We start from the raw sequence: 23300 nt of genomic DNA on the forward strand, positions 1-23300 counted from the left end.
ACTTGTTGGCTGCACGGCGTGTCGCCCCTGCTGCCCTTGTCGCCAGTATCGAGCCGCAGACCGTACAGACATACAGACCAAACAAAGCCGCGTCCAGCCCACGCCTCGCCGCGCCGCGCATGTGCCTCACACGCTGATGACGTTCATAGGCATGGCAGAGTCGATGGGGAAATCAGGCGCGGAAGGGGCTACTCCCGTCTCAACGAGGTTGACGCCGAGCATAGCGACCATGGCGCCGTTGTCGGTGCACAGCTTCAGCTGCGGTATGCGCACTTCGATGCCATGTTCGGCCCCGACTTCGAGCAGTTTGGCGCGTAGCTGTGAATTCGCGGAGAATCCGCCGCCTACGATCAGCGTGCCGGAATCGTATTGCTCGCAGCCGCGAATGGCCTTGTTCGCCAGCACGGTGGCAACGGAATCAGCCAGGGACGCGCACACGTCGTCTACTGGAATCTCGCGCCCTGCATCCTGCTGCTGCTCAATCCAACGGGCCACAGCGGTTTTGACGCCGGAGAAGCTGAAATCGTACGGATGCTCGCGCCCCGCCCTGCCTTGCGTCAGGCCTTGCGGCACCTTAATGGCCTTGGGGTCACCGTTTTGCGCATGCTTGTCGATATGCGGGCCGCCCGGGTAGGGGAAGCCGAGCAGCCGGGCTACTTTGTCGAAGCACTCCCCCGCCGCATCGTCCAGCGTGGTGCCGACCACATCCACATGCCGCGCCACGTCGGTGACGTGCAGCAGCGAGGTATGCCCGCCTGAAACAATCAGCGCAAGCACATCAGGCGGGAAACCACCGAATTGCAGCTGCGTCACAGCGATATGACCGATGACGTGGTTGATGCCGTAGATCGGCTTGTTTGCGGCCCACGCCAGCGCCTTGGCACCGGATACGCCCACCGCGAGGCACCCGGCGAGGCCAGGACCTGCGGATACGGCGATCGCATCAATGTCCGACAATGTCATATCGGCATCGGCCAGCGCCTTGGAGACGACCGGCACGAAGGCCTCGGCGTGCGCGCGCGAGGCAATTTCGGGAATCACACCGCCGTAGCGCGCATGCTCGTCCATCGAGGAGGCCACGACGTTCGAGACCAGTGTGCGGCCTCTCACGACGGCTGCAGCCGTTTCGTCGCATGTGGACTCGATGCCCAGCACCACGGGTTCGCTCATCGTTCTTCCTCTTTCTGCATCCGGCCTGTTGTGAGGCGGTTCGTTTCGCGGTTCATCATATGCGTGCCGATTGCGGTTGTTGTCATCGCCTGCCCTGTGGTTCCGCGACTGTCAAGATTGTCGCAGCTCTCGGACATGGCGTTCCCTATGCTGTCCGTATGCGAACGTGCTGCATGCATCGTTTGGAATCCCACGATATGCGGCCGCAGCTCCAAGCTCATCGTATACGCATCGATATTTTCAGGCTGATAGTACCGCCGTCGCAAGCCCAGCCTCGTGAATCCCAGCTGATGATACAGCGACAGCGCCGGTTCATTGTCGATGCGGACTTCGAGCAGCATGCGCCTCGCCCCTCGCATACGGGCATCCTCAATCAGCCAGCGAAGCATGCGGTTCGCAATGCCTTGGCGTTGGTATTCCTCGCCCACTCCGATAGTCATGAGTTCGGCATCGTCGCCGTCATACCAGTAGCCTGCATAGCCGCGAATGGGCGGTGCTGGCGCTGTCTGCGAAGTCGACGCCATAGCCTGTTCTGCCGGCGTTGCCTGCCCAGCACCCGCAGCAGCAGCCGTCACATCAGTAGCCTCAGCCGTATCCGTGACGTTCCGCGACGCTGCGTTGGAAGCATCTGCCGCCGCCGATGACACAGCATCATCGGGAATATCGATGACATAGGTGCGAGCGGGGGCACTCAGCTCCTCGCGGACGGCCTCCTCGCTCCATGCGCCGCGGCCGAACAGCTCACGCTCCAGCTGCGCGATGCGCCCTACTAGCACATCGCGATCAAACGCATCGATACCAGTTATCATCACTCGGCCCACTCGGCACCGGCATGGTGGAGCACATGCTTTAGCGGGCTGGGCACCGAGACGTCCGGACGGCGCAGGTAGAGCGGCTCGATTGCGTCAGTCGGGGAAATCGCACGGTGATTCGTATAGGAATCTGCGATTGTGCCGCCATCGGCATTGCCATCGCTGCCGGCTCGCGTCACTCCCCTGTTCTCATGAGCATGCTCGGCATACCAAGTCAAGCCAGGCGCGCCCATGTCCAGCACGGAGGCGTCAAGTACCATGCCAAGATGAGACAGCGCCGACCAGCTTTCGGCATATTTTGCAGCGCCGTGGCCGACGACATCGACCATCGTATGTATACCCGAAAGACTGTCGTGCTGCGCGATGGCCGCATTGACCCGCTCGGCGATGCGCTGCGGATAGTCGATATCCATGTCAACCAGCACTTTGCGGTTGCCATGTCCGTCGCCATGCGGTTGGTCGGATGGCACACCGCCGTCATCGGCTATCAGCGTGAAATACAGCTGCTTGCGACGGGCGTCATTGACGGCCAGCGTCGCATGCGAAACCAGTGCCGGCGCTGCCAGCGTCTCGGCTGCTGCGCCTTGCTCGGCCGCAGGAGCCGCGGCAACCTCAATGGAATCAGGGAACGAGAACTCGCCGCGATAGTATGCTGCCATCATATCCGCCTGCACGCTCAGCGCATCCTGCCCGAGCAGCTCAGCAGCCGTGGCAAAGGCGAGCGCCTTGGCAGTCACGATGCCTGCGCGCAATCCGGTGAACGGAGCCGGGCCAATGCCCACGACGATGCGTTCGATATCAGATGAACGCAGACCTGCTTCCTCGATTGCTGTGGCGATATCGACCTGAAGACGCTCCACATGCGTACGTGAATCATGTTCGGCAACAGGCTCATGGCCGACGACGCCCACCGTCGAACCGTATGAGGTGTCGATCACCACAGTATTCGTCATAGCCGTTCCTCCATAGCACCCTGAGTTCTCATGAACAGTGCATTGCCATCGATGAGCGTACAACCGGCACTGGAAAGCGCTGTGTTGGAACATTCAGCATCGAGCCGTACAGCATTCCACCGTTCTCCGACCGGCGTCAACGTGACGATGCGCCCGCCATTCTCGCTCAGCTCCTGCGAATCGGCGGAATCTTGCGAAGGCACACCGTCATTGATGCCTGAATCCGCATTCGAATCCGTACCACTGCCACGTCCGATGCGGATTTCCAAGCGTTCCGGGGCCAGCGCGGCAACCATCTGCTCCCCCCATTCCATAAGCACCACCGTGCGCTCGCCCGGGTCTTCAAGCTCCTCGTCAAGCCCTAGCGATTCCAACTCATCCAGCAGGGCGTTAATGCTGTTCTGCCCCGGGGCGAAGCGTTCGCCGCCAAGACGATAGGCGTCGACATGCACGCAGTGGGCAGGGCTGCCATCGGCGAAATGGCCGTCCATCTCGCGGGCGATGGTGAAGGTCGGCGACACGATGGGCCCGGCTATGCCTAAACCGGCGCCGAAGCCTTGTGCGAAAGTGGTTTTACCAGCGCCCAATGGCCCTGACAGCAATATGACATCGCCGCCGCGCGTCATGCCGGCGATGCATCGGCCCAGCGCCCGCATGCCTTCAGGCGTGGGGACGCGCAGCATAACCGGCTGGGATTCGCCGCAGCCCGTGCTGTTCGTGCTATCCGTGCTGTTCGTATCGTTGTCGTTCGTATCGTTGTTCGCGTTGCCGTTCGTTTCATCGATACTCACAGGCCACGTCCTTTGCTGCTGATGACTTCAATCGACCGTTCGAGAGCATACACCGGGTCCCCGCCGCTGCTTTTGCCCTGCTCATCGGCCCAGGCCAGCATCCGTATGCACGCGCCAAGCCCGGGCGAGGTCCAGCCTGAAAGCTGGCGCATCGCGTTGTTCAGCACCCACGGATTCGTTTTCGTCTCTGCTCGCGATATTGTTCCCGAACGCACTGCCGAAGCCTTGGCGATGGTGCGCAGCTTCATGGCGAGCGCGCCGATCAGCGCAATGGGATCGGTGCCCTGCTGCAGGGCGGCGCGCATCGACATGATCGCCTCGGCAGTGCGCCCTTCCACGGCCGCATCGGCGACGGCGAATCCCGTGACCTGCAGATTGGCGGTCAGGTACTGGTTGACTCGGTCCAGCCCTATCGGGTCGTCATCGAAATCGAAGCACAGCTGCGAGCACATCGCCGCCAGCTCCCCGGTCTTGTCGCCGAGAACCGACACAAGCTGCTGGGCCGCCATAGGGTCGACTCTGCGATGCTCACGTTCGAAACGCTGCATGACGAAGTTGATCTTGGCCTCCGGACGCTTAAGATCAGGGACCTTCTCCTGCTTCGCGCCCGCCTTGACCAGCTGATCGACCAAGCGTTTGGCTTTCACGCCGCCTTCATGCTGTGCGATGACGATGCCCGCAGACGGTTCATCCGCATGCGTGCCACGGCAGTAGGCGACCATGGCCTCGCCAAGCCTTTCGTCAGCATTCTGCATATCGCGTATCAGCACAATCGCGCTGTCACTGAGCAGCGAGGGACTCACTGCCTCATCGAACGCATACTGGTCGCTCTCCCCTGCTTCCAGCTCGATGAGTTCCGCGGCGGGATCATGGCGCTGCGCGCGGTCGCGCAAGTCACGCACGGTCTGCTCATTGAGATAGGAGTCGCCGCCCATCACGATGGTGAAGGGCGCGGGTGCCGCCGGTGTTCTTGCCATGCTTTCAATCTCGCTGCATCGCTGGACAAGAAATGAGCGAACCGCTGTCACGAGCCGCGAAACGTACCATGCCCACCGCCGTCGAAGGCCTCGGGAAGCTGCTGCACCCACAGCACAATAGGGTCAAGCCAGCGCCGCTGATACGGTGTCCCCGGCTCGCCAGCGCTCACGCTGCGCCGTCGTCGACGCCGCTGCAGCACGACGATAGCCGCAGCAATCATCGCTTCACCTGCGGCTATGAGCAGCGCGCCCTGCCAGCCTTCGGCCCACGGCAGCACCACCCACGAGCTGCCTCCCAGCCATTGCGCGCAACGCTCCATGATTGCAGTCGCGATGCTTGCCACCCAGGCAAGCGCGAATGACAGCTCAGCGCTGCATGCTGCAACGATAAGCGAGGCGAGTCCCAGCATGGTGGCGATGCCGACCACCGGGCTGACGATGAGATTCGCCGGCACGCTGAGCAATGGCAGTTGCGGCTCCATCATGACCTGAATTGGCAGCGTCAGCAGCTGGGCGGCAATCGTCACCGCCATAGCGTCGGCCATGCTTCCAGGCAGCAGCGCTCGCAAGCGCTCTGCCAAGCCTTTGGCAAACAGCACAATGCCCAGCACAGAGGTGCACGACAGAGCGAACCCGTAGCTGCGCGCCATCGTAGGGCTGACAATCAGCACCGCCGCCACTGTCCAGCACAAGGCGCTCAACGCCTGCGACCGCCTACCGACGAGCAATGCCGCCGCGCCCAGCAAGCCCATGACAAGCGCCCGCACCACCGAATCGGATGGATAGACCAGCGCGGCAAGCAGCAGGAACGCTCCGGACATCAGTGCAGCAGTAGCCCAGCGCGGAGCATGCGCGTATGCTGCGAGGCGACGAACCAGTGCTCCGACCAGCACGAAATGCCCGCCCGACACGGCCATCAGATGCATGATGCCCGAACGGGCAAAACGATCTTCCAGCAATCCGGCATAGGTCGCGTCCACCGCCTCGTGCCCTGATGCAACGACATGCTCCTGCCCGAGCAATCCGATGGTCAGCCCGGGGACCAGAACGCGCCCTTGATCGGACAGTCCTTCGGTGACGGCAAGGAATCGCTCCTGCAGCTTGTTGATGACTGACTGCGCGGGATTCGGCGCACGAATCATCGTCACGGATGCTTCGCTGCGGCACATCATCCACAGGCTCATCTTGCCGAACCGGGACGGTTCCAGACGGCCAAAAACCTGCACGGTCGCGCCGTGCACAATATGTCTGCAATCTGCACCCGACGCGAACACGCGAATGGCATGCGAGCTTGACTGCATGACACGGCCATCGCCAATCATCGACAGCGTCGCATCGGCCTGGCAGTCGGCTTGGCGAATATCAGCGGTGCGAGCCGGGGTTTTGATGCGCATACGCGCGATACGCTGTCCTGGGCTCGCTCTGGCCTGCGCCATCGCGGGGTCGCGCCAAGCGATATACGCACTGCACCACGTCGATGTCGCGCCCAGCAGCGCAAGGCATGCCAGCAGCATACCCGTCATACGCCATGCACCGCGCATCATTGGCCGTCGCATAACGGTCACGGCCGCTATCGCCACGATGGCAACGATGACTCCCCCGACCACCGCCATGCGCAGTGGCAGCGACGCGCCATCGGCCATGCCATAGGCGAACGCTCCCAGTCCGTATGCCGTGTCCTGCTCGGCTTGCCCGCCTGAATCAACTGAGCCAACTGAGCTGTCTATCGCCAGCGCCACATCGAATACCCACCACGTGAGCAGGCATGACATCCACACCGCAATCGCCGCCGGAAGCATGCGCCAGTCGCGGCTGCCCTGTTCCCTGAACAAAAGACTCTCGTTGCGATATATTCTTGCGGCTGTCATGATACGGTCACCTGCGAGCGCAGCTTCTCCAAGGTCTTGGGGCCGATACCGCTGATATCAAGCAACTGGTCGACGCTGGTGAAACGACCGATGCGCTGGCGATGGTCGAGAATACGCTGCGCGGTGACCGGGCCGACCCCGGCAAGCGTATCAAGTTCCTGCACAGTGGCCGTATTGAGATTGATGAGGCCTGAGCCTCCTGCGTTCGAATTGGTGCTTGGCGAGGCAGAAGGCACTGTGGAAGGCAACGCGGAAGGCACTGCTGCGCTGGCTGACGGTTCGCCAGTAGATTGCGGCGCTGACGGCTGCACTGATGAAGCGCCTTGCGAGGCATCGGAATGCTTGGGCTGCATCGCGTCTCTATCGGCGGCGTTCCCATAGCGCGAAGATGAGGTAGCATTCGTCTGCTGTGCTGTGGCGGCATGATAGTTCATCGATTGCCGAATCAGCATAGTCATGCTGGCGCAGAGCGCTGTGACGAGAATGAGCATGACCGCGACCGCGTACCACGGCTTGGCTACTAAACGTGGCATATCCCGTCGTTCACGGCTGGCAAGGATACGGCTTTCGCCAAAGGACTCCCGTCCAGATTGCACCGATTCGAATTCCCGATGTGTTACGGGCAGCTCCGGCTTCTCGCCGCCTGAACCATCACCGCCCCAACCAGCATCGATCGAATCATCATCGTTCCAATCAGCATCGCTCGGATCGTCATTGCCCCAGGTATCATCACTAGGCGGCGACGGCGGATGCTGCTTGTGCGCAGCGCGATTCGCCACCCGAATCGGTGGCAGATCTGTATGTTCCTGTGTATGTTCCTGCTGATGGCGCTGCTGGTCTGTTTGGTTGGGGCGCGCAAGCCATGCTTCCTGCGGGCCAGCACCACCACTGGTTGTTAGACCGGCAAGACGATGCACAGCCTGCGAAGCCCCGCTCTGCCCACTGGCATCGTTGCGCGTGAATGCGCGGCCCCGATGCTTGCCGCTTTCGGGTCCACGTAGTGCAGCCACAGTCGAGTCGGCTGCGATCGATGATGCCAAGACGCTCATACTCCATGTCTAAAGCGTTTCTCCCACACATTCCAGCGGAAACGACCACTGTGGTCGAACGCTTCGAGTTATCCACATTCTCGGGCATGTCGAGCCGTAAAGCAGCCATATCGCCTACGGATGGCGTTAAACCATAACCCGTCGAGCCTTGCCTCGCGTTCCCCATGACGCTGTCGGCGTTATCACGCAGCAAAGCTACGGCTTATTGCGCAAGCCAATTATAATGAAAGGCTATGAGGCACCTCGTCACGCAGTTCGATACCGCGGTTACGCGGCATGTTGTCGAGCTGCCTGCGTCGCTCCACCCCTTTTTCCTCGCTGTCACTGCGCTGGGCTCCCCTGTTGCCACGATGACTGTCGGCGCTGTCATCGCCGGCTGGGGGTATTTCCACGCGAACCTTCGCCTCGCGTACTCAGGCGCATTCGTCTGGCTGACGCTTGGCGTAGGGTCCATCATCAAGCTCATTGTCGCCCGCGCACGGCCCAACACTGCCTATGCGGCGCATCTGCTCTTTGATACCAACAGCTTCCCGAGCGGGCACACGAGCGGTTCCACCATCGCCTATGGGCTCCTCGCCTATCTCGCCTGGCATCTGCTCCCGCAACCCTACAGCACCATAGCGGTTGTGCTCTTGCTGTTCCTCATCGCCCTCATCGGCATCTCCCGCATATACCTCGGCGCACACTTCCCGAGCGACGTCATCGCGGGCTGGCTGCTCGGTGCGGTCGCACTCTGTATTGTCATCTTCGTTCTAAGGCCACTGACATGAACATGCATATAGTGCTTGTAGACAATCCCGAATCCGGCTCGGCAATCCCTCGAAAGGAACTACGCGAGAAATGCGAGAACGCCAATATCACCATCGACGAATTCGTAGCGATCGGCGACGGCTTTGAACGCCAGCTCGCGCCTTTCATCGCAGCGGGCAAAACCATCGCCGCCATCGGAGGAGATGGCACTGTGAGCGCTGTTGCCGGGCTCGTCGCCGGCACCAAGGCGACCCTGATCCCCCTGCCGGGAGGCACGCTCAATCACTTCACCAAGGACCTCGACATTCCCCAGGACATCGATGAGGCGCTCGCGCGTCTCGCCACGCTCTCCCCGCGCGCCATCGACATCGCCAAGGTCAATGACACGCCCTTCATCAATAATTCCAGTATCGGGCTCTACCCCACCTCATTGCGCAGCCGGGAGCAGCTCGAATCGGCTCTCGGCAAATGGTCGGCAGCCATCGTCGCATCCTGGCGGGCATTCGTCAGCTTCAAGACGTACCGCGTCACCATTGGCAACGAGACGTTTGCGACTCCGTTCATCTTCGTCGGCAATAATCGCTACGAGCTGGACACCGCAGTCGGCACCAATCGCACCCGTCTCGACGAAGGCGTTCTCACCGTCTATGCCACTAAAACCCAGTCCCGCCTCACGCTTCTCAAAATCGCTCTTTTTGCGCTCATCGGTCGATACAAGCAACTCGATGAGTTCGAGGAGTTCTTCCCCACAGCAGTCACCATCAAAACTGGCCGGGCTGCACTCTCGGTCTCGCATGATGGCGAAGTTTCAAAACTCAAGTCACCGCTGCGCTATGTCATACAGCCGAAGGCGCTCACCATACTCGGCTAGACACGGCTCGGCTAAACACAAATCAGACAGGCACAGCCCGGCTAGATATACTTACGACTTTCGTCTGCCGCACCCATGCTGGGACGACGCTAAGTCGTTAAGCCATTAAGACACTAAGTCGCCACAAGCCACCAAAAAAGAAGGCCCGGAAGCATTGCTGCCTCCGGGCCTCCCTAGCGTCATCCTGGCGTCATCCCAGCGTCAAACAGACCGCTACTCCGCAGGTACCACCGAAACGATCTTCGGAGCCTTGACGATCACCTTGCGCGGCTTCTTACCGCCCAGGCGAGATTCGATCGCAGCCAGCGCCTTCGCTTCGAGCTCGGCCGGGTCGATGTCGGGGCTGACTTCGAGCTTGGCGCGCACCTTGCCCTTGATCTGCACGACCGCGGTGACGGTGTCCTGGCCCACATAGCGTTCGTCGGCCTTGGGCCACGGCTCATGCGCCAGCGATTCGGCGTGCCCCAGACGGTTCCACAGCTCCTCGCAGATATGCGGCGCGATGGGCGCGAGCATGAGGATCAGCGGCTCCACGGCGGCGCGCGGCACCGAAGCCAGCGACGTGAGGTGGTTGTTGAGCACGATGAGCTTGGCGATGGAGGTGTTCGGGCGCATCGCCTCCATCTCCTTGCTCACTGCGGCGATGGTGTTGTTGAGCAGCTTGAGCGTGGGCAGGTCGGGCGCATCGTCCGAAACCGTCAGCTCGCCGGTGCTCTCGTCCACGACGTTGCGCCACAGGCGCTGCAGGAAGCGCATGCCGCCGACGACGTTGCGCGTGTTCCACGGGCGCGACTCGTCAAGCGGGCCCATGCTCATCTCGTAGAGCCGGAAGGTGTCGGCACCGTAGTTCTCGTACATGAAGTCGGGCGTCGTGATGTTCTTCAGGCTCTTGCCCATCTTGCCGAACTCGCGGTTGACCCGCTGCCCATGCCAGGTGTAGGTGGCCTCGCCCTGGGCGTCAAGCGGCCCCTCTTCGACTTCGTTGGCCGGCACGTACTGCCCGCGCTCGTCGGTGTAGGCGTAGGCCTGGATCATGCCCTGGTTGAAGAGCTTGTGGAAGGGTTCGGGCGAGTCCACGAAGCCCAGATCGTAGAGCACCTTGTGCCAGAAGCGCGAGTAGAGCAGATGCAGCACCGCGTGCTCGACGCCACCGACGTAGAGGTCCACGCCGCCGGAATGCCCGGAGTATCCATTGTGGTCCGGCCCGATCCAGTAGTCGTATTCGCCCTTGTCGACCATATGCTCGGTGTCGTTCGGGTCGAGATAGCGCATGTAGTACCAGCAGGAGCCGGCCCAGTTCGGCATGGTATTCGTGTCGCGGTAGTAGGTCTTCGGCCCGTCGCCCAGATCGAGCGTGACCTTGATCCATTCCTCGTTGCGGCTCAATGGCGCTTCGGGGTTGGACTGCGCGTCTTCGGGATCGAAGGTCTTGGGGCTGTAGTCCGGCACTTCGGGCAGGTTGATCGGCAGCTGGTCGTCCGGCACCAAGTGCGCCGTGCCGTCCTCGTCGTAGACGATCGGGAAGGGCTCGCCCCAGTAGCGCTGGCGCGAGAAGAGCCAGTCGCGCAGGCGATAGCTTGTCTCGACCTTGCCCGCCCCGGCCGCTTCCAGCCATTCGTTGACCTTGGCGATTGCCTCGTCAACGCGCAAGCCATCGAGGCTCAGCGCATCGCCCTTCGCCTGCGTAGCGTCAACGGAGGAATTGATGACGATGCCATCGTGCGAAACGAACGGTGCCTTGCCTTCGTAATTCGCCAGCTCGTCGCCGGAATCGTCCAGCGGCCGCACGGTGTAGATGACCGGCAGACCGTACGCCGTAGCGAAATCGTAATCGCGCTGGTCGCCGCCCGGCACGGCCATGATCGCGCCGGTGCCGTAGTCCATAAGCACGTAATCCGCAGTGAACAGCGGCAGCTTGTCCCCGGTGATCGGGTTGACGGCATACAGGCCCGTGAACAGACCGGTCTTCTCGCCGGCCTCATCCGCACGGTCCTTGGCGGTTTTGCCCTGCGCTGCGGTGCGGTAGGCGTCCACGGCCTCGCCCGGCGTGGCGTAGCCGCCCTTCCAGGACTCGGGAATGCCTTCGGGCCAGGCATTCGGCACATGATGGAGCAGCTCATGCTCGGGCGAAACCACGGCGAAGGTGGTGCCAAACAGGGTGTCAGGACGGGTCGTGTAGACCTCCATGTCCTGCGTTCCGTCTGGTGCCTCGACCGCGAAGTGCACGGATGCGCCGTGCGATTCGCCAATCCAGTTGCGCTGCATGAGCCTGACCTTCTCAGGCCAGTCGATGACGTCAAGATCCGCGATAAGCCGATGTCCGTACGCGGTGATGCGCATCGACCACTGGCGCAGCTCACGCTGGAACACGGGGAAATTGCCGCGCTCGGAGCGGCCTTCGGCGGTGACCTCCTCGTTGGCCAGCACGGTGCCGAGTCCCGGGCACCAGTTGACCGGCGACTTAGAAATATAGGCGAGCCGGAAATCGTTGAGCACCTCGGCCTGCTCGACCGCGCTCAACGAAGCCCACGAAGCGCCTTCATGCCCGGGAACCGGGCGGGCGCCAGACTCGAACTGCTCGATCAGCGTCGCAATCGGCCGCGCCGAGCCGGTGCCGCCGTCCGGACGCACGAATTCAGGGTCATACCAAGCGTCGTAGATGCGCGAGAAGATCCACTGCGTCCAGCGCATATACCCAGGGTCGATGGTGGCGAAGCTGCGGCGATTGTCGAAGCTCAGGCCCATGCGGTGCAGCTGCCGGCGCATGTTGGCGATATTCGCCTCGGTGGTGACGCGCGGGTGCTGACCGGTCTGCACGGCGTACTGCTCGGCCGGCAGGCCGAAAGCGTCATAGCCCATGGCGTGCAGGACGTTCTCGCCCTTCATACGGTGATAGCGGCTGACCACGTCAGTGGCAAGGTAACCCAGCGGGTGGCCGACGTGCAGGCCCTTGCCCGAAGGATAGGGGAACATGTCCATCGCGAAGTAGGAAGGCCGTCCCTCAGCGTTCCGGCCTTGCGCGTCCTTGAGGTCTCCGGAGGCGTTCGCGGCCCAGAAGGTCCCGCGCTCATCCCAGATCTGCTGCCATTTCTCTTCGATGTTTTGCGCCAGTTGCGCGTTGTAGCGATACGCCGGCTCGTCGGGTTCGCCCAAGGTCGCTTCATTCTTCGTATTGAGACTCATAAACAAGGATTATTGTGGCGCAACTGGACACGACCTGCGCAAGCGTGCCCTATCGCTGTATTTCGGGCACGCTGCCCCCGCGATACCCCGTGGCATCCCGCATCGCGTCAAGCGCGCGGGCAAGGCTGCCGTCCTTGCGCATCGTGTCGAGCACCGCGTTGATTTTGCTCATCAATTCGTCTTCTCCGGCCTTGACCTGAACGCTGCGCAGCACGGTTCCCAAGGGCTGCCCGACAAGCGTGAGATAACCTTTGCCTGTGGAGAAGGCCAGTCCGGAAAGCACCGCGTCATCCGCGCTGACCGCGTCCGCCTCGCCAACCAGCAGCGCGGTCACGCACTGCTGGTAGCTCTCCCGTTCGCGGATGATGACGCCGGGGGCTTTCTCCCTCAGCCGCGCCCCCGCGCCGCTGCCCCGCGCCGAGCACACGATCTTGCCGTTGAGATCCGCAGGAGCGGCTATCGCAGGTCTATCCCCCGTGCGCACCAGCAGGTCCTGCTGAGTGAGCAGATAGGGGCGGCTGCCCTGCACATCCTTCGGCTGCGTCCCGTCCATTGGCATGCTGGTGACCAGCATCTGCGCCTCGCCGCTGTGCAGCGCCGCGGAAGCGTCGACGGGCCTGATCTGCGTGAAGTTCACCTGCTTGCGCGCATAGCCCAGCGCCTGGGCCACATAACGTGCCACCGTAACGTCGAATCCGGAGTATTCGCCGTCATGCAGCCAGCCGACACCGGGCTCGTCGAGGGCCACGCCAATCGAGATGGTCGGGCCGTCCGGCTCGCCCGCAGCCCCGGCAGCAGCTCCGCAGCCGGCCGCAGCCGCCGACAGCATTACGGCGAGCGCCGCGCAGAGCATCCGCCTGAAATGCCATTGCAGCCGCCGACGCCCGCATGCCATACCGCTCACCGCCTTACTGAAGTCCGTGGTTTTCGTACCCGATTCGTGTTCCTCTGTTCAACCTGTTGTTCGTGCAGCCGTACCGCGCCTATTTTTACTATTTAAACAATTTGGACCGTGTCAGGAACCACGTCACCACGATGGAAAGCGCTATCGAAACCCCAATGACGATCACAAAGCCCCACCGGTTGGATGTCAGTGGCATGCCAAGCATGCCGCCGTCCTGGAAGTTCATGCCGTACATCGAGAAGATCAGCGTCGGGATGGACAACGTGATCGAGATGATGGTGAAGATGCGCATGACGTTGTTCAGATTGTTCGAGACGATCGAGGCGAAGGCGTCCGTCATGTTGGCCAGAACCCCGCTGTAGATGTTGGCCATCTCGATGGCCTGCTTGTTCTCGGTGATGACGTCGTCAAGCAGATCCTCGTCCTCCGGGTACTGCTTGAAGCGCGCGAGCGAGTTGAGCTTCTCCATCACGATCTCGTTCGATTTAAGGCTCGTGGTGAAATAGACCAAGGTCTTGCTCAGTTCGAGCAGCATGAGAATCTCGCGGTTCTGCATGGAATGGCGCAGCCGCAGCTCAAGCCGGTCGCTTTCGCGGTCGATGATGCGCAGGTAGCGCAGGTACATCGTCGCGTTGCGGTACAGGATCTGCAGGATGAATCGGGACTTCATATACGTGTTGAACCCGCGGATGCGCCCCTCCATGAAAGGGTGCAGCACCGGCGTATCCTGCATGCACACGGTGAGAATCAGGTTCTGCGTGATGATAATCGACAACGGGATGGTCTCGTACCAGTCGCGCCCGCCACGCTCCTCGACCGTGGGGATATCCACAATGATCATCGTGTAATCATCCTCGACGTCGACGCGCGAGCGCTCCTCGTCATCGAGCGGGGCCCGCAGATCGGCCAGATCGATGCCAGTCTGCTGCGCGACCGTCGCCAGCTCCACATCGGTAGGCTCGGAAAGACACAACCAGGCCCCGCCTTCGATTTCCCCGACCTGCTCCACTCTGCCGTTGATGGTGTTGAACATTCTCAACATGTCTTTCACCCGCCTTCCATTCGTGGTATGGCACTCGGTCTGGCACTGCCATGCTATGGCATTGCTATGCCGCTCTTGTCACATGTTGCTGGCTGCGAGCTGCGCCGTCTGCCGCATGCAGCGCCCCGCACAAACCGTATCAAGGATAGACCCATTCCCGGAGCATGGCGAGTCGCTTGGCGCTTGTACCCGCAACGTCTGTTCAGAGCACCTGCCACATCGGCATATGCGGCCCGTGCAACTCGGCCGGGCCATTCTCCCAGTCCATATGCGAGGCGATGGCAGGCCCGTGGTTGAACTCCTCAAGCTTCCACGCAGGCTGGCCGGCATGCCCGCCGAAATCGCCATAATCGCCGTATTGCGGCGTCATGCGCGACCAGAAGGCGTTGCGCACGGAGTCGAGGCTCGTGGAGGACTCCGGATCCTCGCCGAGCAGAGTGTGGATGGTCGCAAGAATCCAGGATCCGTGGCCCACGATCATCAGGGTGCTCGGAGTGGCTTGACCGCTTTCCTGACCGATCAGGTCGCTGACGGCATCGGCGCCGCGATGGCCAAGCGCTTCCAGCGACTCGACGCCGTAGCGCCCTCCCCCTGATTGGTTCGCCTTCCACTCGTCGTAGGCGTCGGCATCCATCTGCCTAATCTCCTCGCGGGTCAGCCCCTCCCAGCGCCCGAAGCTGCGTTCGCGCATCCGCTGGTCGTATGTCACCGGCAGACCGAGAATATCGGCGAAGGCGTGCGCCGTCTGCCGAGCGCGGAACAGGTCGGAGGCTACCACGCGCATGGTGCGCCGGGCTGCGGGAGCCTCGCGGTACTCCTCGATATCGCTGTGCGCGATGGCGTCCGGCCCCGGCTGCGGCAGCGTTTCGGGATTGCGCGCGACCCCGGAGATCTTGGCCCAGTAATAGCTTCTGGCCAGCTCCAAAGCACTCTGATCGACCTGCCATTGGCCGATGATGTCCAGCGGCACATCGATCTGCCCCTGCATGCGACGCGCCAGGTTGAACGATGTGCGTCCATGCCGCACCAGCACCACTTCATCAATCACAGGCCTGTCCTTGTCTCTTCGCTTTGCGTATCAATATTGCCCTATATCAGTATTGCCAGCCCTTATAGTAGCGAAAGCACCAGCCAGCAGCGGCAGGCACTGCCAAGTGTCGTCAAGCATCACACGTGCGTAGCAGCGCGGTCATTGCCGCCCAGCGAAGAGCGGAATTCCGCACATATCTATCGAGAACGATTATCATATATGTGAGGAGGAAACTCATTGACCCATATCAATACATGGAAAGTTCCCGTTATCACCCTGACCGGCTACTTGGGCGCCGGCAAGACGACGCTGCTCAACCATCTGCTGCGCAGGCCGGGCGCGCGCGTCGGCGTCGTCATCAATGACTTCGGCGCAATCAACGTCGACGCGGCGCTGGTCACCGGGCAGGTGGACGAGGCCGCTTCGATCTCCGGCGGGTGCCTGTGCTGCATGCCTGACGGCGGCGGACTGGATGACGCGCTGAAAAGCCTTTCTCGGCCGAAGCTGCGGCTCGACGCGATCATCATCGAGGCCAGCGGCATCGCCGATCCGATCGCCTTGGCCCGCCTCATCCATTTCAGCAGCGCCCCGCATATCCGCCCCGGCGGCATCGTCGAGCTGATTGACGCCGTCGAGCATTTCCGTTCGGTCGATACATCCGACGAGCCGCCCGCCAGATACGCCGCCACGAATCTCATCGTCATCACCAAAACCGACCTGCTGGCCGAATCGCAGCGCACAGCGACCATCGCGCGCATCGAACAGCGCGTCCGCATGCGCAATCCCGACGCCCAGTTCGTCATCGCAGACCGCGGGCGCATCGACCCGGATCTCGTGTTCGACGTGGCTTCGAGCGAAGACCCGGCGGATGAGCTGCCCATCGCGCAGCTCATCCGCGACAGCGCATCTGAACCCGAAACGCACGAGCATCATCACGCGCATGCCGTATCGCAGGAGCTGACCGGACCGATAAGCCCTTCGGCGCTTGTCGAGCTGCTGGAAAACCCTCCGGCCGGGGCGTACCGCATGAAAGGGCGCGTGACCGTGCGCGAGCCGCGCAAGGCGAATGGCGAGGCCGGGTATGTGGTCAATCTCGTCGGGCGCTCGATTCATATCGCGTCCATGGCAAGCCCCGCCGACCCTGGCGAACTCGTCGCCCTTGGCATGCACATGGATGTCGAAGAGGCGCGCCGCCGGTTCGATGCGCTGCTGCGCGCGCCAGCCGACCGGTCCGATGCGATGGGGCTGCGGCATGTGCACCGCTATATGCGGCTGAGCCAGTAGCAGCCCCCACGCACACAATGCAGTTGGGGTGGCGAGCCATATGACTCGCCACCCCAACTGCATTAGCTTCTTAGCTGAACCTCAGACTCATGCCACAGCCGGCTGAACCGCTGCAGGCACCTTGTCTTCTTCGGCGTCGATCTCCACCAGATCGACATCCTTCGAGGCGAAGGTTGCCCGCATCTGATCATGGTCGAGCACCTTCTCCCAGTTGGACACGACGAAGGTCGCGACGCAGTTGCCGAGCAGATTGACGGACACGCGCATGGAATCCATGATGCGGTCAGCGCCAAGCAGCAGCGCGACGCCGGCCACCGGGAAGATGCCAAGCGCCGTGGCCGTGGCCGACAGCGCGAGGAAGGACGAGCCGGGGACGCCGGCCATGCCCTTCGAGGTGAGCATCAGGACGCCCATCGCGGCGAGCTGCTGGCTGAACGTGAGGTTGACGCCGAAGGCCTGCGCCAGGAACAGCAGCGAGATCGAGAGATACAGCGCGGCGCCATCGAGGTTGAACGAATAGCCCAGCGGCACGACGAGGCCGGTCACCGAACGCGGATTGCCGGATTTCTCGAGCTTGGCCATCACCTGAGGCATAACGGCCTCGGTCGACGCGGTGCCGAGAGCAAGGGCGAATTCAGGACGTGCGTACTTGATGAACTGCCCCAGCGGGACTCGGGCGAAGAGCCACGCGATGACGAACAGCAGCGCGATGAATATGACCGCCGCCCCGTAGCAGGAAGCAATGAGCACCGCATAGGTGCCGAGCGTCTTGAGGCCGTACTGCCCGATGATGTACGCCATGGCGCCCAAGGCTCCAAGCGGCGCGACGCGCATGATCCAGCCCATGATCTTGAAGACGATCTCGAGGAAGGAGTCGAATACGTCCAGAACGGGCTTGCAGCGCTCCTGACCGATGGCAACGACGGCGACGCCAACGAAGATGGCGAAGAACAACACCTGCAGCAGCGTGTTGTTGGCGAAGGCGCCTACCACGCTGTCAGGGATGATATCGAGGATGAATCCTGCGGCTCCGCTCGGAGCCTCGCCACCGGCCGTCTTCTTGGCGATGGCATTCGGGTCAAGCGTCGAAGGATCGATGTTCAATCCCGCGCCGGGTTTCACGATATTGCCCACGAGCAGACCGAAGAGCAGCGCGAACACCGAAGCGGACAGGAAATAGACGAGCGCCTTGGTGCCTACGCGACCGACCGCCTTCGCATCGCCGACATGGGATATGCCTGTCACGATGACGAGGAAGATGAGCGGCGCGATGACCATCTTGATGAGCTTGATGAAGCCGTCGCCCAGCGGCTTGAGCGCGGATCCGGCATCAGGCCAGACGGCACCTATCGTGATGCCGATGACGATGGCCAGGATGATCTGGAAGAACAAGGACTTGTAGATTGGTTTTTTTATTTCAAGCGGTTTGTCTTTGCCTTCGACAAAGAGCCCTTCTGACGATTTGGTTTTCTTTCCCACTATGCTTCTCCTCTGCTCTGTCTGAAATATTCGATTGGGTGCCCTGAATGTAATATTTCAGTCAAAAACATGAAAGCAATTCGGTATTACCAGTTCGGCAACACCATGTAACCGCTTTGTAACGAGGGGATGGCGAAGCATGGCCCCTCGGGCCATGCTGTTCGCATTTTCTCTCCTCCGTTTACTCGTCCGCCGCGATCCGGATGACGCCGATGCCCCGCTGATCGTCGATGACGATATCCGTTCCCAACGGCTCGGACAATTGCCGCAGCCGTTCAAGAATGTCCAACGACTGCGACAGCGTCAGCAGCGAAGGTATGCCTCGGTCAGCGTCACGCCCCACGTACCCCAGTTCGATCGGATGCAGTTCGATGGTACGGATACGCCCGTTCGAAGCATAGGTGATCAGCGGCACGACGCTTTCGAACCAGATCTTCTCGCCGAAGGCTCCGACCGCGCGCTTCCACTCAAAGAACTCGGCCTCGGTGGACGTTTCGAAGCGCGGAACCGCAACAGGCGCCAAACGCCACAGCGGTCGCTCCCATTCGTCTCGGACGCAAACCGCCTGGGTATTGTCCATGAAGCAGAAATTGCCAAGCGAATAGAATGCGGGTTTGCCATCGATGATTTCGATGCCGCGCAATTGGTGCGGTCCGGCGGTCATGAACACATCGGCTCCCTCGCTGAACGCCTTGCGCGCGATCGAACGCAGAAACGCAGGGGTTTCGGTGGTCCAGTTGTCCGGTTCGTGGGTGTGCGAGACGACTACGGTGAAATCCGTAGTCTGCTTGGCCTGTCTCACGCCGCGCATGATGCCTGCAATGTCAGCCTTGTCTGGCTGGTATGTCACCACAGTGCGCTCGCCCGTCTCCGTCTGACTCGACATCGGCCCGTCCGAGGGCGACCCCGAGTCGGGCAATGCCACATAACGCTGGCCGAACAGGGTGACTACGCCAAGTCGTTCGTCGATCTGCCGCAGCACATCCGGCACGGATTGCGGCGGCTGCTCGTCCCTGATCGCACGGAGCACCGCCAGCTTGCGCTTGCTGACCATCACTACGCGGGAGAGGTGCAGCGGGCTGACCCCAGGTCGTCCGGCAGTCTGGCCGAGCGGGTCGGCAGCCGGTGAATCGGCTTCGAAGGTCGTGGCGAACGACACCAGGCCAGCTCTCGCCTGAACCCCGTCGAACAGCGCGGGAGTGCGCGCCCCGGCGAGATCGGATCCGGTGCCGGCGATGGCCAGCCCCGCCTCGCGCAGATGCCGGTCGGTACTGGCAAGCCCTGCAACGCCCCAATCAGTGGCGTGATTATTGGCGCGTGAAAGCATGTCGAATCCGAGCCGCGCAAGATCGGGGGCGACCTGCGGCGGCGCGGTGAGCCAGCTAAACCCCGACAGCGCGGCCGGATACCCATCGAAATCATTCAGGTCGATGATGCTGCCCTCATAGTTGCCGACGGTCAGATCGGCGCGTTTCAACAAATCGGCCAAGTCTGGCGATCGGCGCTGAATCATGCGGCTGACTGGCTGCGCGATGATGATGTCACCGGTCAGCGCCACACGGTAGCCGTCCGGGATTGCCGCCTCGCGCCAGTCCTCGCCGAGGCTGCCGAGCGGATGCTGTGCGGAGGCGCTTGTCGTTGGAGACACCGACTGCTGCGCTGTGTGCGAATCTGTCATTATTGCCCTTCCTTGTTGTCTTCGAATGAACCATCATGTACGGCTTCGAACTGAACCGGGTCTTGCGTGAAGTCTGCAGCGAGCACGACGGTTTCCCGCTCGATGCTCGTATCAGTGTGCTCAGCAGGCGCGGCGGTGTTCTCCGCCGATGTTCTTCTCAGCACCATCAGCCCTATGGCACCGATCAGGAACGCTGCAGCGCATAGCACCCACATGACCAGATAGCCTTGAACCCCGGCCGTCTTGCTGCCGACCGGGGTCAGTGCACCAAGCACGGCGCCGAACAGCGCTCCGCCAGCAGAGCCGCCCAACGCACGCAGGGAGTTATACACGCCGACCGAGCCTCCGGTCTGGCCTTCTGGTGTTCGCTCAGCGAGCAGCGCGGGCAGACCTCCCATGAGCAAGCCCATCGCGAATCCCATAACCACCGCATACGTCCACACCTGCCACATATTCGAATGAGCAAAGGCGATGAAGGCATTTGATACCACAGCCAGCACTGTCGCCATCATCAGCGACCATCGCATGCTGGTCAATTTTGCAATGCGCGCCACCAACGTGGACCCCAGGGTTGCAAGCAAGGTGATTGCCGCGATAACCATCGAAATCTTGGACGAACTGGCAGCGAAACCGTATCCGGTACGCTGCGGGTCGGCACTCAGGAATGTGGTTAGCGGCGGCTGAGATCCAAACATCACCATGCCGAGCATGAATCCAGTGATATGAATGGGTGCAGCGCGACGCGACGCCAGCAACCGAATGTCAATGGCCGGCGAGGAAGTCCGCAGCTCCCAGAGCACCCATACTGCACCCGCAGCGAGGGCAGCCACAAGCACACCAATGGATTCGACGGGAGAGACTCCGTTCATGCCGACCAAGGTCAGTCCGCCCAGCAACGCCAGCATGATAAGGGCAAGCCCCAGGAAGCCTGGAGTGTCAATATGTCCGGGAGTGCGAACAGGTGACTCGGGGATCTTCACAAACACGGCGTAGACGGCGATGGCCTGAACCAGCACCGGAACAGCCAGCGTGACCATCAGCGAGGATGAGTGCGCGTTGATCAGCCCCGAGGCAACGGTGCCGACAATCGCCCCGCCTGTCAGACAGGCAACGAGAAGTCCAATGCCTGTGCGCGCAGTCTCGCCAGATGCCCGTCCGTGGATGATCGCCACTTCGAGCGGAAGCCATACGGCGATAGGCCCCTGCAAGACGCGCGCTACGAGCACGAGCGGGAAATTCGGCAGGAGCGCGACAATCACCGACCCGACTACTACTACGAGTATCGCGATGCGCAGCATGCGGCGGTGGCCGAACATGTCGCCCAGCCGTGAGAGCAGCGGCACGCAGACGGCAGCCGCAAGCGATTGCGCAGTGAGGAACCATGTGATGGCGGCATCGCCCACATTCAGCACATGGGCGATGCCGGGGATAAGCGGCGTGTAGAACCCTTGCGTGAAGCCGCTGGCCAGCTCGTTGAATACGAGGAAGCCAAGCGCGCCACTCAGTGCTGCGCCGCTGGATTTGCGTGTCGAGGAACTGCTCATCCGAATGACCTTTCAATAGGTGTAACTGGGGAAATATTGCATGACGGCTCCGCATCGTGTGCTGTGCTGAACGATGACGTGGCCCTATGGGAAGGAAGGAATATGCGCAGAACCTGCATCCCTGGGCGCATGTAAGGCACAGGGATTGCTGGGATTGCTATGCGGCTTTCAAAGGAGGCTGGGCGACAATCGCCGCGATGATTTCACGGTATTGCTGTTCGTTGATGTCGATATGCTTGACGGTCTGGCGATACAGCGTGAAGCCGGCAAGCACATCGACCAATGCATCGGCGTCCACATCTGGCGTAATCTGCCCACGTTCGACCCCGCGCATAATCAGCGCCATGCCACGTTGGTGCCGCTGCTTGAACAGTCGCTCCCACAGCAATTCGAAGACAGCCGGCTCGAAAGCGGCCGTGAGCCCAATCGCGTCCGGATCGGCTCTCGTCAGGAGCGCGGAGTTGTGCTGCGTAGCCATGATATGTTCAAGCAAATCGCCTTCCACGCTGCCGGTGTCAGGCGCATCGCTGGGTTCGACCACCGAAAGCACGGCAGCCGCTACCAGCTCGGCTTTATTGGCGTACCTGCGGTAGATCGCCGGCTTTCCGCATTGTGCCAGGCGCGCGACGGCCTCCATGCGCAGTCCCTCATATCCGGTCTGCGTAACGAGCGAGACAGTGGCCTTGAGGATGCGCTGGGTGAGATGCTCGTCAGCGCCTCTCCCCTGCTGGCCTTGCTGGGATGATGGCGAATCTGCAGGGGACTCATGCGAACGAGAGAAAGTCGCCGTCGGTGCTGTCGGCGTTCGTGGAGCTGAAGGCGCGTTCTCAAAGCCTGGCGGTTTGGTTTGAGAAATAACGGTATTGGAAAACATAACGTTACGTTACGTTTTATGTATTACGACAAACGAGTCGGTTTGGTTTCCGCCATGTAACCTCGCTCGATGCCTATTTCGACAATCAGGCTGCCATTCAGTCCTTCTGCAAGACGCTCCGGCTAATAGGTCAGCAAATCCAGAGTTCATCGCCACGGCGTTGCAGCGTGCAGCCACAGCCCTCGCGCGTCTCGGCCGATTCGGGACGTACAATGAGGTTCTGCCGTGACGACGATTGAGGAGGTGGTACCCGTGACCAACATGTACTGGGTGCTCCTTCAGGGAGACACGGACGGGCGATAATTGCCCGGGAGCGCCCCATACGCACTCCTGAAAGGCACGAACCGTGCATATCACTTCTGAACACCGTCTTGATGATGGCGTTATCCACCGCGAATTCACCTTTGCTGACATCCCTGGCTCCTTATGGATGCCCCCAGATACCGTCAAACCCGTCCCGCTCGTCCTCTTGGGCCATCCCGGCGATCTGAATCGGATGCTGCCACGGCTGGCCGGCCGGGCACGCCGCGCCGCCCATGCAGGACTCGCCTGTGTAACCCTCGAGCTGCCCGGCAGCGGGACTCGTCCACATCTGCCGGAAGTCGATCGCGCCCGTGTCGATCTCCAGCACGCTATCCGCCGCGGTGAACCAGTGCCCGCCCAGGTCATTGATGACCTCGTGCTGCCGCTGGTCGAGCACGCGGTTCCGGAATGGCAGGGTCTGCTCGACAATCTTCTGGCTCTTCCTGAGTTTGCCGGGCCCGTCGGCTTTTCGGGCGGGGTGACCGCCATCGGCATCCGCATCGCTGCCGTGGAGCCGCGAGTAGGTGCCGTCACGCTATTCGCCGGAAGCTTCGTACCACAAACCATCATGGAGGAGGCGCGCGCCGTCACCATCCCCGCCATGATGCTCTTGCGGGTTATAGGAACAAACGTGTTGGTTGTGTTTGGGGTTTGGCTTTGCGTCTGTAGGCGTGTCGGGGTGCTGTTTTTTCGCGGGGAGAATAGGGGGCCTGCCGGGTACTGCTGAGTTGGGTGAGA

The 23300-nt window shown here is 61.6% G+C and carries 18 protein-coding genes and 1 pseudogene; 4 read left to right on the top strand and 15 right to left on the bottom strand.

What is annotated here, in order from left to right; all coding sequences use genetic code 11:
- Nucleotides 1-126 precede the first annotated feature (126 nt).
- The 7 genes and pseudogenes from tsaD to DDF78_RS10615 form a co-directional block, all read right to left on the bottom strand.
- The gene (tsaD, locus tag DDF78_RS10585; RefSeq protein ID WP_152581652.1) at nt 127-1170 is read right to left on the bottom strand and encodes a tRNA (adenosine(37)-N6)-threonylcarbamoyltransferase complex transferase subunit TsaD; all 1044 of its coding nucleotides are present in this window, start codon (nt 1168-1170) and stop codon (nt 127-129) included.
- A gap of 128 nt (nt 1171-1298) precedes the next feature.
- Nucleotides 1299-1979 (bottom strand): annotated as a pseudogene (rimI, locus tag DDF78_RS10590) (ribosomal protein S18-alanine N-acetyltransferase); the annotation flags it as partial.
- On the bottom strand, nt 1979-2935 hold the full coding sequence (tsaB, locus tag DDF78_RS10595) for a tRNA (adenosine(37)-N6)-threonylcarbamoyltransferase complex dimerization subunit type 1 TsaB (protein WP_152581650.1): 957 nt from the start codon (nt 2933-2935) through the stop codon (nt 1979-1981). The gene tsaB and the pseudogene rimI, both read right to left, overlap by 1 nt.
- Entirely contained in the window at nt 2932-3618 is a 687-nt protein-coding gene (tsaE, locus tag DDF78_RS10600) for a tRNA (adenosine(37)-N6)-threonylcarbamoyltransferase complex ATPase subunit type 1 TsaE (RefSeq protein WP_152581716.1), read from the bottom strand. The genes tsaB and tsaE overlap by 4 nt, the downstream gene beginning before the upstream one ends.
- A gap of 104 nt (nt 3619-3722) precedes the next feature.
- Nucleotides 3723-4703, bottom strand: coding sequence for a DNA polymerase III subunit delta (holA, locus tag DDF78_RS10605; protein WP_152581649.1), 981 nt, complete (start codon nt 4701-4703; stop codon nt 3723-3725).
- A gap of 47 nt (nt 4704-4750) precedes the next feature.
- Nucleotides 4751-6535 (bottom strand): ComEC/Rec2 family competence protein, encoded by a 1785-nt coding sequence (locus tag DDF78_RS10610; RefSeq protein WP_162000816.1) that lies wholly within the window; start codon nt 6533-6535, stop codon nt 4751-4753.
- Nucleotides 6536-6567: 32 nt separating this feature from the next.
- Nucleotides 6568-7620 carry a ComEA family DNA-binding protein gene (locus DDF78_RS10615; protein ID WP_152581647.1) on the bottom strand — a complete coding sequence of 351 codons (1053 nt, stop codon included), beginning with the start codon at nt 7618-7620 and terminating at the stop codon, nt 6568-6570.
- Between the two features lie 233 nt (nt 7621-7853).
- Here DDF78_RS10615 and DDF78_RS10620 point away from each other — a divergent pair, with 233 nt between their 5' ends.
- Together DDF78_RS10620 and DDF78_RS10625 are read left to right on the top strand one after the other, a co-directional pair.
- Complete coding sequence (locus DDF78_RS10620) at nt 7854-8390, top strand: phosphatase PAP2 family protein (protein ID WP_152581646.1); 537 nt, start codon at nt 7854-7856, stop codon at nt 8388-8390.
- Entirely contained in the window at nt 8387-9241 is an 855-nt protein-coding gene (locus DDF78_RS10625) for a diacylglycerol/lipid kinase family protein (RefSeq protein WP_152581645.1), read from the top strand. Before DDF78_RS10620 ends, DDF78_RS10625 begins: the two co-directional genes overlap by 4 nt.
- Nucleotides 9242-9454: 213 nt before the next feature.
- Here DDF78_RS10625 and leuS read toward each other — a convergent pair whose 3' ends face one another.
- The 4 genes from leuS to DDF78_RS10645 form a co-directional block, all read right to left on the bottom strand.
- Nucleotides 9455-12424 (bottom strand): leucine--tRNA ligase, encoded by a 2970-nt coding sequence (gene leuS / locus DDF78_RS10630; protein ID WP_152581644.1) that lies wholly within the window; start codon nt 12422-12424, stop codon nt 9455-9457.
- 49 nt (nt 12425-12473) lie between these two features.
- Nucleotides 12474-13319 carry a transporter substrate-binding domain-containing protein gene (locus DDF78_RS10635; protein ID WP_152581643.1) on the bottom strand — a complete coding sequence of 282 codons (846 nt, stop codon included), beginning with the start codon at nt 13317-13319 and terminating at the stop codon, nt 12474-12476.
- Nucleotides 13320-13416: 97 nt separating this feature from the next.
- The gene (locus tag DDF78_RS10640; RefSeq protein WP_152581642.1) at nt 13417-14370 is read right to left on the bottom strand and encodes a magnesium transporter CorA family protein; all 954 of its coding nucleotides are present in this window, start codon (nt 14368-14370) and stop codon (nt 13417-13419) included.
- Nucleotides 14371-14572: 202 nt separating this feature from the next.
- Nucleotides 14573-15418 (bottom strand): histidine phosphatase family protein, encoded by an 846-nt coding sequence (locus DDF78_RS10645; RefSeq protein ID WP_152581641.1) that lies wholly within the window; start codon nt 15416-15418, stop codon nt 14573-14575.
- Between the two features lie 219 nt (nt 15419-15637).
- On the opposite strand from DDF78_RS10645, the gene DDF78_RS10650 reads away from it, so the two are divergent.
- Complete coding sequence (locus DDF78_RS10650; protein ID WP_152581640.1) at nt 15638-16684, top strand: CobW family GTP-binding protein; 1047 nt, start codon at nt 15638-15640, stop codon at nt 16682-16684.
- Nucleotides 16685-16771: 87 nt separating this feature from the next.
- Here DDF78_RS10650 and DDF78_RS10655 read toward each other — a convergent pair whose 3' ends face one another.
- The 4 genes from DDF78_RS10655 to DDF78_RS10670 form a co-directional block, all read right to left on the bottom strand.
- Nucleotides 16772-18163: a cation:dicarboxylate symporter family transporter gene (locus DDF78_RS10655; protein WP_202613275.1), complete on the bottom strand. Its 1392-nt coding sequence runs from the start codon at nt 18161-18163 to the stop codon at nt 16772-16774.
- Between the two features lie 181 nt (nt 18164-18344).
- The gene (locus DDF78_RS10660; protein ID WP_152581639.1) at nt 18345-19841 is read right to left on the bottom strand and encodes a CapA family protein; all 1497 of its coding nucleotides are present in this window, start codon (nt 19839-19841) and stop codon (nt 18345-18347) included.
- Complete coding sequence (locus DDF78_RS10665) at nt 19841-21385, bottom strand: MFS transporter (protein ID WP_152581638.1); 1545 nt, start codon at nt 21383-21385, stop codon at nt 19841-19843. Before DDF78_RS10665 ends, DDF78_RS10660 begins: the two co-directional genes overlap by 1 nt.
- Nucleotides 21386-21542: 157 nt before the next feature.
- Entirely contained in the window at nt 21543-22259 is a 717-nt protein-coding gene (locus tag DDF78_RS10670; protein ID WP_152581637.1) for a TetR/AcrR family transcriptional regulator, read from the bottom strand.
- Nucleotides 22260-22605: 346 nt separating this feature from the next.
- Here DDF78_RS10670 and DDF78_RS10675 point away from each other — a divergent pair, with 346 nt between their 5' ends.
- Nucleotides 22606-23289, top strand: coding sequence for an alpha/beta hydrolase (locus tag DDF78_RS10675; protein ID WP_152581636.1), 684 nt, complete (start codon nt 22606-22608; stop codon nt 23287-23289).
- The last annotated feature ends 11 nt before the right edge of the window (nt 23290-23300 follow it).

The sequence above is a fragment of the Bifidobacterium tibiigranuli genome, assembly GCF_009371885.1.
GTDB classification, from domain to species: Bacteria; Actinomycetota; Actinomycetes; order Actinomycetales; family Bifidobacteriaceae; genus Bifidobacterium; species Bifidobacterium tibiigranuli.